Source organism: Kitasatospora sp. NPDC048545 (assembly GCF_040651155.1).
Taxonomy (GTDB): Bacteria; Actinomycetota; Actinomycetes; order Streptomycetales; family Streptomycetaceae; genus Kitasatospora.
Genome location: NZ_JBEZIQ010000107.1, coordinates 1 through 13,022, shown reverse-complemented (window position 1 = coordinate 13,022; position 13,022 = coordinate 1). Strand labels below are relative to the sequence as shown.

8 protein-coding genes are annotated in these 13,022 nt (G+C 73.9%); 4 read left to right on the top strand and 4 right to left on the bottom strand.

Features of this window, described 5'->3' with window-relative positions; all coding sequences use genetic code 11:
* Window positions 1-131: 131 nt before the first annotated feature.
* A complete protein-coding gene (locus AB0D10_RS44915; RefSeq protein ID WP_360268488.1) occupies window positions 132-1,760 on the bottom strand; it encodes an alpha/beta hydrolase in 1,629 nt (542 codons plus the stop codon).
* A gap of 420 nt (window positions 1,761-2,180) precedes the next feature.
* On the opposite strand from AB0D10_RS44915, the gene AB0D10_RS44910 reads away from it, so the two are divergent.
* Entirely contained in the window at window positions 2,181-2,384 is a 204-nt protein-coding gene (locus AB0D10_RS44910) for a cold-shock protein (protein ID WP_360268486.1), read from the top strand.
* A gap of 149 nt (window positions 2,385-2,533) precedes the next feature.
* On the opposite strand, the gene AB0D10_RS44905 is transcribed toward AB0D10_RS44910, so the two are convergent.
* Window positions 2,534-3,355 carry a hypothetical protein gene (locus AB0D10_RS44905; protein ID WP_360268483.1) on the bottom strand — a complete coding sequence of 274 codons (822 nt, stop codon included), beginning with the start codon at window positions 3,353-3,355 and terminating at the stop codon, window positions 2,534-2,536.
* A 440-nt stretch (window positions 3,356-3,795) separates the two neighbouring features.
* Here AB0D10_RS44905 and AB0D10_RS44900 point away from each other — a divergent pair, with 440 nt between their 5' ends.
* The gene (locus tag AB0D10_RS44900; RefSeq protein ID WP_360268480.1) at window positions 3,796-6,540 is read left to right on the top strand and encodes an AAA family ATPase; all 2,745 of its coding nucleotides are present in this window, start codon (window positions 3,796-3,798) and stop codon (window positions 6,538-6,540) included.
* 31 nt (window positions 6,541-6,571) lie between these two features.
* Here the strand turns inward: AB0D10_RS44900 and AB0D10_RS44895 are convergent, their stop codons facing one another.
* A complete protein-coding gene (locus AB0D10_RS44895) occupies window positions 6,572-7,525 on the bottom strand; it encodes a GNAT family N-acetyltransferase (protein ID WP_360268477.1) in 954 nt (317 codons plus the stop codon).
* A gap of 398 nt (window positions 7,526-7,923) precedes the next feature.
* A complete protein-coding gene (locus tag AB0D10_RS44890) occupies window positions 7,924-10,401 on the bottom strand; it encodes a DUF3376 domain-containing protein (RefSeq protein ID WP_360268474.1) in 2,478 nt (825 codons plus the stop codon).
* Between the two features lie 348 nt (window positions 10,402-10,749).
* Between AB0D10_RS44890 and AB0D10_RS44885 the strand changes: the two genes are divergently transcribed.
* On the top strand, window positions 10,750-11,805 hold the full coding sequence (locus AB0D10_RS44885) for a hypothetical protein (protein ID WP_360268471.1): 1,056 nt from the start codon (window positions 10,750-10,752) through the stop codon (window positions 11,803-11,805).
* Window positions 11,806-12,405: 600 nt separating this feature from the next.
* The gene (locus AB0D10_RS44880; protein WP_360268469.1) at window positions 12,406-12,933 is read left to right on the top strand and encodes a fibronectin type III domain-containing protein; all 528 of its coding nucleotides are present in this window, start codon (window positions 12,406-12,408) and stop codon (window positions 12,931-12,933) included.
* Window positions 12,934-13,022: the final 89 nt, after the last annotated feature.

Sequence of the window (13,022 nt, the reverse complement as noted above, 5' to 3'; positions counted from 1 at the left end):
CCCCTATCACTCCCCCCCAACCCCCCACCTTTTCCCCTCCCGCCCGCTCTTCCTATTTTTACTTTTGGTGCGGCCGGGGCGGGCCCGCGGCCCCCCCCCGGGGCGGGGGGCCGCGACAGGCGGACGCGCGATCAGCCGCCGAACGGCCGGTGGTCGGGTGCGCAGACCGTACCGGGGGCGGGCAGGACACCGTCGATCAGGTAGCGGGCCTCGTGCCGGGCGGCACAGTCACTGGGGTTGGCCAGCACGGTGTGGCCGTAGCCGTCGACGGTCAGCAGCTGTGCGCGGGCGAGCGAACGGGCCATCGCGCGGGACCCTTCGTAGGGCATGGCCGGGTCGCCGGTGTTGGCGACGACCAGGATCGGTCGCGCGGTCGGGTGGTTCCAGGGGCCGTCGTACCGGTCGCGGTCACGGGCCGGCCAGTCGGCGCAGCGCTCGTCCGCCCAGGCGAAGTACGGGCCGACCTCGCCGGAGCGGGCCCGCGCAGACGCCGCCTGGGCCGGGTAGTCGGCCCGGGCCGGCGGATCGGCACTGTCCGAGCACGCCACCGCGAGCGCCTGGTCCGGCGACCGGCGGAGGACGGGCGGCAGCGGCGCGGACGGTGCGGCGGGCCCCTCGGTCGCGGTCCACAGCGCCTGGAGCGTCGCGCCGAGCCCGGTCCAGCCGGTGCCGAGGAAGCCCGGGACGGGATTCGCGGCATACAGCGAGAGGATCGTCGCCTCCACGGCCGCGCCGGCGGTGAAGGTCGCGTCACCGACCGCGACCGGCCGCACACGCAGCCGGCGGAGCAACTCGTCGTACCTGGCTCGGGTGGCGGCAGCCGTCCCGGCGGAGAACGCGCAGGCCCCGGAGCCGGCCTGGGCGCACTGGTCGAGGAAGGCGCCGAGGACGCGGCCGGCGGCCAGGTCACTGCCGTTGCGCAGCAGGGCGCCCGTGGTGGCGGCCTGCCCGCCGTGGCCGGTCGACCAGGCCACCGGGTCCGGGGCGCTGTCGAGGATCACGGCGCGGACCCGGTCGGGGAACAGGCCGGCGTAGGTGGCGCCGAGGTAGCTGCCGTACGAGGTGCCCAGGTAGGTGAGGCGACGGTCGCCGACCGCGCGGCGGAGCAGGTCCATGTCCCGGGCGACGTTCGCCGTGGAGACGTGCGGCAGCAGGTCCGGGTTGCGGGCCGCGCACTGCCGGGCGAGGCGCTGGTACGCGGCGGCCCAGGCCGACTGCTGGTCCGCGCCCTCGGGATAGCCGGCGGCGGTGCCGGCCAGCAGGGCCTGCTCGTCCGCCGGGTCGTCGAAGCACCGGACGGGAGCGCTGCCGCCGGTGCCGCGCGGATCGAAGCTGACGATGTCGAAGCGCTTGCGCACCTCCTTGGGGAACCGGCCGAGCATCACGGGCAGGGCCGCGGTGCCGGGCACTGCCGGGCCGCCGGGGTTGTAGAACAGCGAGCCGATCCGGTGCGCCGGGTCGTCCGCCGGGTGGCGGATGACGGAGAGGTCGATCCCGGCGCCGCGCGGGTCGTTGTGGTCGAGCGGCACCCGGGCGGTCGCGCACTCGAAGCCGTCCCCGCACGTCGCCCACGCGAGCCGCGGTACCGGGGCGGTGTCGGGCGCGGCCACGGCGGTCGCCGGACACACGGCGGCCAGCAGCGCGGCCGCGGCGGCGCCCGCGCCGAGCCTCCACGAGGCCGCGCGTCGGGCGGCGGTGCGGGGCGCCCAGGGACGGCGCGGACCGGGGGCGGAGCCGGTGGGAGGGGAGGTGCGAGTCACGCGAGAGCCCTTTCGTCGACGGGCCGGGCGGTCGTCCGCGCTCCTCGGTCGCGGCGCACCCCCGGCTCGTCCGACGGTTCCGCACCCCGCTGGCAAAGCGCTGGCAGACCCCTGGCACACCCCGGGCAGACCACTGGCAGACCCCGGGCGGCGGGTCTGACGCCGTCCGGAAACGCGCCGGCAGCGCCCGTCGAACCGGGAGGTGTGGCGGCGGATCCGCTCGGAGCGGGGTCCGGTTCTCATCCCTGGCCGTTCGATCCACCGCGGTGTAACGTTTTGATCAAGCAGTCGTGGTTCCGAAGTTCTCGCCCGCGGTTACGTGCCGTGGGCGTTCTTGCTGTTCAGCGCGTCTCCGGACCAAGGCGATCACCTCCGGGCCCGCACCCGTGGACCCGATCAGTGCCCACGAAGGAGAAGCGCATGGCTACCGGCACGGTGAAGTGGTTCAACGCCGAGAAGGGCTTCGGCTTCATCGAGCAGGACGGCGGCGGGCCCGACGTCTTCGCTCACTACTCGAACATCGACGCCCAGGGCTTCCGTGAACTCCAGGAAGGCCAGAAGGTGGCCTTCGACGTCGTGCAGGGCCAGAGAGGCCTGCAGGCGGAGCACATCCGCCCTGCCTGACCCCGCGCACACGAACGGGCGCCCCGCACACACCCGCGCGCGGGGCGCCCGTCCGTCCGTACCGCTTCCTCCGCGGCTCCCGGGTGCAGGGCGGTCAGCTCCACGTTCCGGACCTGCCGGGTCCGCCGGGTCCGACGTGCCGGGGCCCGCTACGACGGCCGGCCGGCCGCCTCGGGACCGGCCGGCCTGGTGAGGAAGTGCTGCCGCACCCGGTCGGTGACGACCCGCCGCAGTGTCGGCTGCACCACCTCGGAGGTCGGGAGCGCATCCCACCTCGTGTACGGCCACCACCGATCGTGCGCAGCCAGCAGCATCCGCTCGCCGCCGGCGAGGTCACCCTCGACGGCGTACCAGCCGGCGAGCCACAGGCAGAGGTAGTACTGCTCCGGGAGTTCACCGAGCGACCCGACCAGCGCGCGGCCGCGGGCGAAGTCGTTGGTTTGGGCGATCGCCTCCCAGGCGACCCGCTTCTCACGCGGCTCCAGCGCCGCGAAGTCGCGGTCCAGCAGCCACTCGCCGATCACGCCCTCCCGGGGGACGAGCGGCCCGCCCCAGTCGTAGTGGCACGGCAGCAACTCCTCGACCGGCCGGTGATCGAGCTGCTCGGCCAGCCAGAGCAGCCGGTCCCGCAGGATCCGGCCTTCCGGGACGCGGTCGGCCGCGGCGCGCAGCCGGGGCTGTGCGGGCACGTCCGCGTACAGCTGGGCGACCAGGAACGCCTCGTCGAACGGCATGTCCTGGTCGCACAGGGCGCCGCCGCCCGGGCCTTGACGTTCGATCAGCAGCTCCGCCAGCTCGCCGGCCTCCGCGAAGCGGTCCTCCCAGCAGAGGATCTGGACGGCCGCCGCTCCGGCCTTCCACGCCGGGTCGGGTCGCGCGGCGGGATCGGTGGCCGGCGCGAGCAGTTCGGGGAGCACCTCCCGGTGTCCGCCGTGCCGCGCTCGGGAGATCAGATGTTCCGCAGATGTCACCGCACCACCCAAGCACAGTCGGCTCCGGCCACCTGAAGCGCGTCCTCGGCGGTCGGCGTCCGGACCCGGCGGTCCTGCTCCGAGCGGGGTGTCGAGGCCGGGGCCCGTCCGGTCGGACGGGCCCCGGACACCGGGATCAGCGCAGGACGCCGAGGTCCTTCGGGGTGGTGACGCCGTCGAAGGTCAGCAGGTGCCGGTCGGCGGTGACGGCGTACAGGTCGGGCTGTCCGTCGCCGTTGCCCTCGCCCGGGGCGCCCGGGGCGACCGGGGGGTCGGCACTCCGGTGACGGCCACTTCGGCGGTCCGAGCGGGGACCCAGAAGTCCGGCGGGATGGCATCGGGGCCTGATGAGAGGATCACCGGGGCGGTCTCCGGCCGCCCCCGTACGGCGCCGGGTGGCCCGTGCGGAGGACGATCGGTACACGGGAGCAGGGCACATCGTGCGGGGGCGCAACACGGAGCGGGACCGGATCGGGCGACTGCTGGCGGACGCCCGGCAGGGGACCGGCGGCGCGCTGCTGCTCCACGGCGAGGCCGGGATCGGCAAGACCGCCCTGCTCGACTGGGCCACCGGGCAGGCCGACGGCGCGCGCGTGCTGAGCGTCGAGGGCATCGAGTCGGAGATGGAGCTGGCCTACGGCGGGTTGCACCAGTTGTTCCTGCCCGTGCTGGACCTCGTCGACGCGCTGCCGGGGCCGCAGGCGGCCGCCCTGCGGGCGGTCTTCGGGCTGACGGCCGACGGCGTCCGCGACGGCTTCACCGTCGGCCTCGCCGTCCTCACGCTGCTGTCGGAGGCCGCCGCCGACGGCCCGCTGCTCTGCCTGGTCGACGACGCCCAGTGGGTCGACCAGCCCTCGGTGGACATGCTGACCTTCGCCGCCCGCCGACTTCGGGCGGAAGGCGTCGTGATGCTGTTCGCGGTCCGCGACGGCGCGCCGGGCGCGACCGTGAAGGGACTCCCCGGGCTGCTCGTCGAGGGACTGGAACGCACCGCCGCCGCCGAGCTGCTTCCGGGTCTTCCTCCGTACGTCGTGGACCGGGTGATCGAGGAGGCCGGCGGCAACCCGTTGGCCCTGATCGAGCTGTCGGCCTCACTCACCCCGGCCCAACGTGCCGGTCGGATGGGCCCGTTGGTGCTGCCGGAGACGGCCACCGGGAGGCCGAGCCGCATCCAGGACGGCTTCCTGGAGCAGATCCGGCGGCTGCCGGAGGCCACCCAGCAGGTGCTGCTGGTCGCCGCCGCCGACGACACCGGCAGTCTCGCCGTGGTGCTGCGGGCCGCCCGGGAGCTGGGCACGGCCCTGGACCATCTCGAACCCGCCGAACGGGCCGGGCTGGTGGTCCTGTCCGGGGAACTGCTGCGCTTCCGGCATCCGCTGGTGCGCTACGCCGCCTACCGGAGCGCCCCGCTCGCCCGGCGGATCGCCGCGCACCGGGCGCTCGCCGAGGCCCTGGGGGTGGTCGGCCAGACCCACCGGCGGGCCTGGCACCTGGCCGCTGCGTCGACGGGACCGGACGAGCAGGTCGCCGAGGAACTGGAGCGGGTCGCCGAGTGGGCCGGGAACCGGCAGGCGATGGCGTCCGCGTCCGCCGCGTACGAACGCGCGGCGCAGCTCACCGCGGATCCGGACCGGCGGGCGCGCCGCCTGGTCCAGGCGGCCCGGAAAGCCGCCGACGCCGGCCAGGACGAGCGGTGCGGTGCTCTGGCCGACCAGGTGCGGCTGCCCCTGGCGGACCCGGGTGTGGCGGCGGACTTCGCGCGCGCCCGGGCGGTGGTCGAGCTGGGCTACCGCAGCCCGGACCGGGCCGCCCGGATCCTGCTCGACAGCGCCGACCTGACCGGTGCCGACCCGACCGGTGCCGACCTGACCCGCGTCGACCCGACCCGCGTCGACCCGACCGGTGCCGACCGCCCGGACACGACGGCCTCACTGCTGACCGACGCGGTCCACGCGGCCTGGTCCGGCGGGAACGCCGCGCTGATCGAGGAGATCGCCTCCCGCGCTCCCGACCTGCCCGTACTGGCCGTGCCCGCCCGGCTGTTCGGCGGTGACGTGCCCGGCGCGCTCGACGCGCTGCGGCAGCTCGTGGAGCGCAGCCGGGACGCCGGCACCGGCGTGATGGACCGGCTGATGACCGGGATCTACTGTCAGCTGACGGGGGATCACCAGGCCGCGCGACAGGCCGCCGCCGGAGCGGTCGCCCACTGCCGGGAGCAGGGCATCAGCGGTTGGCTGCCCACCGCGCTGGACCTGCTGGTCAGGTCGGAGCTGGCGCTCGGCCACCACGACCAGGCGACGGCCCGGGGCACCGAGGCGCTCGGGCTGGCCGAACACTACGACCTCGCTCACCGGGCCGCCCACCTGCGCGCCGTCCTGGCGATGGCGGCGGCCCTCCGGGGCGAGGAGGAGCAGGTCCGTGCGCTGACCGACGAGGCCCTGGCCTACGCCCGGCCGCGTGGCGTGGGCCGGGCCACGGCGGACGCCCGGTGGGCGCTGGGCCTGCTCGAACTCGGCCTGGGCCGGGCGGAAGCGGCCCTGGAGGAGTTGGAGGCGGCCCGGCGCGAGGTGGCCCATCCGCTGCTCTCGCTACCCCTGCTGCCGGACCTGGTGGAGGCGGCCGTCCGGGCGGGCCGTCCGGAGCGGGCGGCGGACGCCGCCCGGCAGCTCGACGCGTGGGCCACCGCGCTGGGACGGCCCGCGCTCGCCGCCCTGGCCGCCCGGTGCCGGGCGCTGACCGGCCCCGACAGCGCGGCCGAGGAGCACTTCACCACGGCACTGGCCCTGCACGAGGGCGGCAGCGCGTTCGACCGGGCCCGCACCGCGCTGCTGCACGGGGAGTGGCTGCGTCGCCTGCGCCGCCGGATCGACGCCCGGGACCGGCTGCGCGCCGCCCGGGAGGACTTCGAACGGCTCGGTGCCCGGCCCTGGGCGCACCGGGCCAGGGCGGAGCTGGGCGCCGCCGGGGGAGAGACCGCGCTGACCACCCGCCAGGACGGGCCGATCAGCCTGCTCAGCCCGCAGGAGCGCGAGGTGGTCCGGCTGGCTGCGACCGGGGCGAGCAACCGGGAGATCGCCGCGCAGCTGTTCCTCAGCCCCCGCACGGTCGGGCACCACCTGTACCGGGCCTTCCCCAAGCTGGGCATCGGCTCCCGCACCGAACTGGCCGGCCTGCTGGCCTCGTAAGGCGGGGCCGGACCCGACGCCGGGCCGGGGCTCAGGAGGCGGGGGCCGACTCCGGCACCGACCAGACCAGCCGGGTCTGGGCGATCCGGTAGCCGGCCCGGGCGAAGGCAGCCGCCATCGGCGCGTTGTCGGTGTCCGTGGTGGCCGTGATCAGCTCCGCCCCCGCCTGCGCCTGCACCCGGGTGATCTCGGCCAGCACCTCGTCGACGTACCCCTGACCGCGCAGCTCGGGGACCACCCCGAGGTAGCCGACGTTGCGGTTGTACGGCGTCGCCGACGGGAGCGCCAGCCCGGCGACCTCGCCGTCGAGGGTGCGGGCCAGCCGCCACCACGAGCGCTCCCCGGGGCAGCCGAGGTAGAAGTCCATCTCCTCCCGGGCCGTGGCCTCGGCGCCCATCAGCGCGAGGGTGCGGCGGGTCTCGCCGTCCAGGCTGCCGACCGCGATCCGGCGGAAGACGTCGAGGAACTCCTCGTCCGTGCCCTCGGTGAAGACCAGCCGTCCGCCGGCGGTGGGCAGCCCGGCCTCCGGGGTCCACTCCAGGCGCAGCCGTTCCACCACGTCGGTGAGCCCGGCGGCCAGCGCGGCGTCGCGGCGCCAGTCGGTGGCCGCGACCACGGCCGGGTCCTCGCGCCGGCCCGGAGGCAGCGTCAGGTTGTAGAGCGGGGGCTTGGCCGCGCCCTGCTCGGCGAAGGCCCGCAGGCCGGCGCGGATCAGCCCGGCCCCGACCGCCGCCCGGTCGGCGACCGAGGGATCGACGTACAGGCAGTCCAGTGCGACGGGGTGCTCGCTGCTCGCCTGTCCCCACCACAGGGCGCGGGCCACCACCCGGCCGTCCTGCTCGGCGATCCAGGTCCACTCCGGGCGGTACATGCCCTCCGCGAGCTCCTCCAGGTAGCGGTCGGCGTCGATCCAGCCGACGGGCTCGTCCACCGTCACGGCGGTGACCCGGTCGAGGTCGGCTTCGGTGGTGGGGCGGAACAGCATCCGGGTCTCCTTGGTGTACGTGGTGACGGTGGCGCCGGTGTCGAAGACCCGGGAGTCGGTCAGGGTGAACCCGGTGGGGAGGAGGGGGCCCGGAACAAGTCGAACTGGCCGTCGGGGCCCGCGATGTAGCCGTCGAGGGTGGTGCCGACATAGGAGGTGAGCCGGTGCAAGGTCCTGCTTTCGTTCTGCTGCGGGGTGACGTCACCGACGCTACGGCGACGGCCGTCCGGCGGGCATCGGTCACCCCGACGTAATGTGACCGGTCACCGGCCCGCCGGTCACCGGTCATGGGGCGTCCACGTGCGGCCCCGCCACCCTGCTCCGCGCCCCGGCGGCCTGACGCCCCCGGCCCGGCGGTCGGGCGGTCGGGCGGTGGGACGGGCGGTCGGGCCCGACGCCTACCGCACCAGCGGAAGCGCGATCGCGAGCGCGACCCCGGCTCCGAGCACCGCGCACAGGACCGCGAGGCCGATGCCGACCCGCCGTACCCCGGCGAGGTCGCGGCGGAGGGCCTGCCGCAGGTCGGTCGGCATCGGCCGGGTGTGGAGCTGGGCGCGGGTCCGCCGGAGCAGGAAGCGCAGCACCTTCTGCGCGAGCCCGGCGGGCCTGTGGTCGGCGTCGAGCGCGGCCCGCAGGGCGGGCCTGACCCGGTGCAGGACGCGCTGGGTGGATCCCTGGCGCTCGGTCACCGGCGGCTCGCTCAGCACCAGCCGGAGGGCGGAATCGGTGGTCTTCCTCAGCGCGTGCGTGCCCTCCTCGGTCCTGATGAAGTCGTCCAGGAGGACGGAGTCCTCCCCCTTGAGCTGGTCGAGGTTGGCTTCCATCTGCTCGCCGTCGATCTCCCCGGCGAGGATGGCGGTGTGGAGCTCCTTCTCCCACCGTCGGCGCTCGGACGAGGAGTGCTCGATCAGGACGCGCAGGAGGTGGTGCGCCGCGTCGAGGCGTCCCCAGGTGAAGTCGGAGGCCCGCCAGGCCTCGTTGACGAAGGCGCCGAAGTGGTTGAGCCGCAGCCCGTACAGCTTGCGCGCGCCGATGTCGGCGTACTGGTCCTTCCAGAAGAGCGGACCGAGGTCGTCCGGGCCGAGCCGCAGGAACCTGAACCGTGGGGTGAGCGGCTCGACGACCCGGGAGACCGGGGCGAAGGCGTCGGTGAGCACCTCGACGGCCAGGCAGCAGGAGACCAGCTCCTCCGGCGTGTCCCAGCGGGTGTCGCCCAGCAGCCGCAGGGCCTCGTGGTACGCGCGGGCGGCGGTCCGCACGGCCGCGCCGAGCGTCTCCGGGAGCTTCATCTCCTCGAAGACCCGGCAGACCTCGTCGGCGACGCCGACGTCGGAGTCCTGGGCGTGCGCGAGCTCGCAGAGGTCGGCCCGGACGGCATCCATCACCGCGAGGGTGATGCGCAGCTGCTCGCTGATCTCGCCCACTGTGGAGCGGAACCGGTCCTGCCGCTGCGGGCAGGCACGGACCCGGTCGTGCAGGGCGACCATCAGCAGCCGGATGACCCGCTCGGCCGGGCTGATCCCCCACCGCCAGTGGTCGTGGAAGGGCGTGGCGACGGCGTCCACGGGTTCGGCGCGGGCGGGCGGGAGCCAGCTGACGCACTGGTCCAGGACGCGTTCGGGGTTGGCCTGGGGCAGTGAGACCAGCGAGGTGGCACGCTGGGAGCTCGCCATCATCTGCCGGGCGTCCCAGATCACGGCTGCGGCCCGGCCGCGGCGGTACTCGTCGATGAGCGCGGAGGCGTGGTACAGCAGCTGGTCGGCGAGTTCCCCCGCGCCCTGGCCGCTCAGGCGCTCGAACAGCCGGTCCTGGACGTCACCGACGCTGGTCCTCAGGCGGTTGGAGAGGTCCTCCGCGCTGGAGCGGAGGTTGCTCTCGCGGGGGTAGGCCATCGCGTTCGTCGCGGCCTCGGTCCACAGGATGTCGTGACACGCCGTCTGGCCGATCTTCTCCTGCGGAACCAGTCCGGAGGAGGGGGCGACGTAGACCAGGATGCGCTCCACCTGACCGTCCATGCGGCGGGAACCGATGGCGTCGAGCACGGGCCGGAACGGCTCGTTGGTCAGCACCCCGCCGTCCATGACGCAACTGGTCGGGATGCCCTTGGGCTGCTCGCGGTACTCGCGCATCGGGAACTCGTGGACGGGGGCGAAGGCGACCGGGAACCCGGCGGTGGCGCGGGCGGCCTGCACCAGGGCGGAGTTCCGATCGCCGATGTCGCCGGCGAAGTCCGTGCGCGGGCGCTTCTCGATCCGCCAGGCACGGTCGGGCCCGCGCCGGTAGGTCAGCCACTGCGGGTCGTGCTGGAATCGGTAGATCCGGCGGTGGTCCCGGACGTCGAACTCGCCGCCGTAGCCGTCGGCGTAGGTTTGCGGCCGGCCGTCCAGCGCGGTCGCGGTGAGGAAGAGCGTGACCGGCTCGGCCTGTCCGGAGTCCTGTCCCATGTCCCGGACCACCTTGGCCAGGGTCTCCTCGATCACCTCGCCGCGCATCAGACTGCCGGAGGCGTCGGTGGCCAGCAGCCGGTCCAGCTCGGCCGCCTCGCGCCAGGTCTTGCGGAGGTCGGCCTGCCCGGCGCCGCGGCCGATCGAGACGGCCAGCAGCATGCCGTTCAGCCCGCCGGCCGAGGTGCCGGCGATGACGTCGATCAGGACGCGCTTGCCCTTCTCCGCGGTGAGCCGCTGCCAGAGGAGGAACGACGACCGGTCCTTGAGGTCGACGGACTCCACGGGGTCGCCGCGGGAGGCCCGCCGCAGCAGGTCGAGCTCATGGGTCACGCCGCCCATCCAGACGGCGAGGCTGACCCCGCCGTTGAGGACCAGGGCGAGGCGAACCTCTTCCGCGGTGCCGACCGTGTCGCTGCGCGTGTCTGCCATGGCGGACAGGATAGGGACCATCTGTCAACGAACTACCCGGCTGGCGCGTCGAACCGACCCCATCGGGTCACCGGACTGCTCCGATCGCCGCAGGTGGCGATCGGGACGACAGGCCGGACGGGACCGGGAGGAACGGGAGATCAGGCGTTCCGCAGCTGTCACCGCACCACCCGAGCACAGTCGGCTCCGGCCACCTGAAGCGCGTCCTCGGTGGGCGGCGCCCGACACCCCGGGCCCTCCGGTCGTCCACAGGGGCCGGACGGTCCGGAGATCGCTCCCCCGGCCGGGGGAGGCGGATCGTCCGGGCCGTCGATGCCGCACAGTGGCGGTCGGTGCGAGCTTCGAGGAATGACTGGTGATGAACGGACGTTGACGTGGTGGCAGGCATGGCCCGCGTGGGCCGGCCGGGCGACGGTGCTGTGGGCAACGGTGTACGGCGCCTTCGGCCTTGCGTGCACCCTGAGCGGGACTCCGCTGGTGCACTACGGTGTCATCCGGGGAGCCGCAGCCCTCGATGCGGTCTTCGTGGCGGTAGCCGTACTGGCGGCCCTGGTCTGCGGGGCGGTGGTGCGCCACGGGCTGCGGCCGGCCCTGCGGGTGCTGCTGTGGGTGCTCTGCGGGCTGACCGGGATCGCCGCGTTCGGTCTGCTGATGAACGTGATCACGCTGATGACCGGCGAAGGAGTGGACAGCCCGGCAGCCGCGGCGAACCAGGCGCTGACGGCCGTCGGCGCACTCCTGCTGGCGGCGACCGCCCGGGCCGACCACCGCCCGACCGGCGGCGCCCTCGCGCCCGCACCCTCCCCCGCACCTCTGCCGGTCCAACTCGCCGCCGTCGTCGGCACCGTGGCCTTCCTCCCGTACGCCGGGATGAAACTGGTGTGGGCAACGGGCGGCACCTTCGCCGGGATCAGCAGCGAGGAGAACATCGCGGTTTCCGAACGCAACGGGGCGTCGGGGATCTGGCTCACCCTCGAATCCCGGGGCCTGGACGTCACCGTGCTGCTGGCCGTACTCGGCGTCTTCCTGCTGTGGGGACTGGTCCGCCCATGGGGTCAGGCCTTCCCGCGCTGGACGCTGCTCCTGCACCGCCGACGTGTTCCCCGCTGGCTCCCACTGACTCCGGCCCTGATCGGCGCCGCCACCCTCACCCCGTACGGACTGCTCGGGCTCGGCTACTGCACCCTGGCCGCGACCGGCGTGGTGACGATGCGGCAAGGCGACGCCCCTTCCCCGGAGGACGCGCTGCAGATGGGCTGGATCGGCATGGTCGCGTTCGCCGCGTACGGAGTCGCGCTGACCATCGCCGCCCGCTCGTACTGGCACCGGACGCGTCCGGTGGCTCAGGAACCCGCACACCCGGTGGCATCAGCCACCGGCCAGTCCCCGGCTGCCGGTTCCTGACTTCCCGGCGTCAGCAATCTCCACCTTCGCCCCTGCTCGATTCCTGACCAGGGCAGATGCCGCCTCGACGTCCGGACACAGGCGCCGATGCCCTTCACGAACCCCTCGATCAGCGCGACGCCGACAGCCGTGCCCTGCTGACGGCGGGTCACTCCCCCTCGGGGGCGACAGCGGCACCCGTGACCGGCCCGGTCCCCCGCCGGTCGCGGTGCGGGAGACTCGCCGAGTCGCCTCCACGGGCGCCGCCGGGGCGCCGCGGTCCGCACCCGGGCCTGACCAGCGGGAGCAAGAGGCGGCGCAGGCGGCAGCCGCACGCGTGACGCGCGCTCGGCGTCCTGAGTGGACCCCGCTGGATCCCGGCACCGACCACCTCCGTCCGCTGCGCCGGCAGCACCCTCCTGCAGAGGAACGGGAAGCCGGCCGGCCGCGCCGTCCCACGCCGCGGCCGGTCAGCGCAATGAGCACGACGATCAGCGGCCCCGCCGGTAGCGGCTTCCGTCAGGACCTCCAGGAGATCAACAGGCCTGGGTGGCGGGATTGCTGTGGTTCCAGGCCCCTGCCGAAAACGGCAATTCTGTGGTGTCCTGGAGATAGCCGAACATGAATGTGGAGAATCAGGGCTCCACGTTCTACGCGAACCGGCTCGGACGCGCAGCTGCGGTGACTCCACGAAGTCAGAACCCCGGACCGGCCTGGATTTGCATACTGCGCGTGATGGCGGAGGCGTCGGCGGAGCGCCGAGGAATTGTGATCATGTATCCGAAGAAGAGTGGAAGAATCTATCTGATGTTGACAGCGGCAGCCGCCATTGCGACTGTCACCATCCCTGCCGGGTCGGCATCGGCGCAATCGGTCCCGGCGCCGCCCTCGAACCTCAGGGTCACTCCGACGGCGAACAATACATTTCTTCTCACATGGCAAGACAACTCGAACAATGAATCCGGCTTCGAGATCACCGACGGCATCTCGTTCCGCCTGGCCGGCGCGAATGCGACAGCAGACAACTGGCACGTCACTCCGAACACGTACAAGTGCTTCCGGGTTCGCGCATACAACGCTGCCGGCGCTTCGGCGTGGTACCCGAGTGCCGCACCGTATTACGTGTGTGGAACAACACCTGCATACTGAAGTTGAATCCGTGATGTCGCTCGGATGGGTGAATCAGTAGCGTTCGCCTGCCTGCGGAGGGTCGGCCCCGGTAGTCGTGTGCTGTGAGG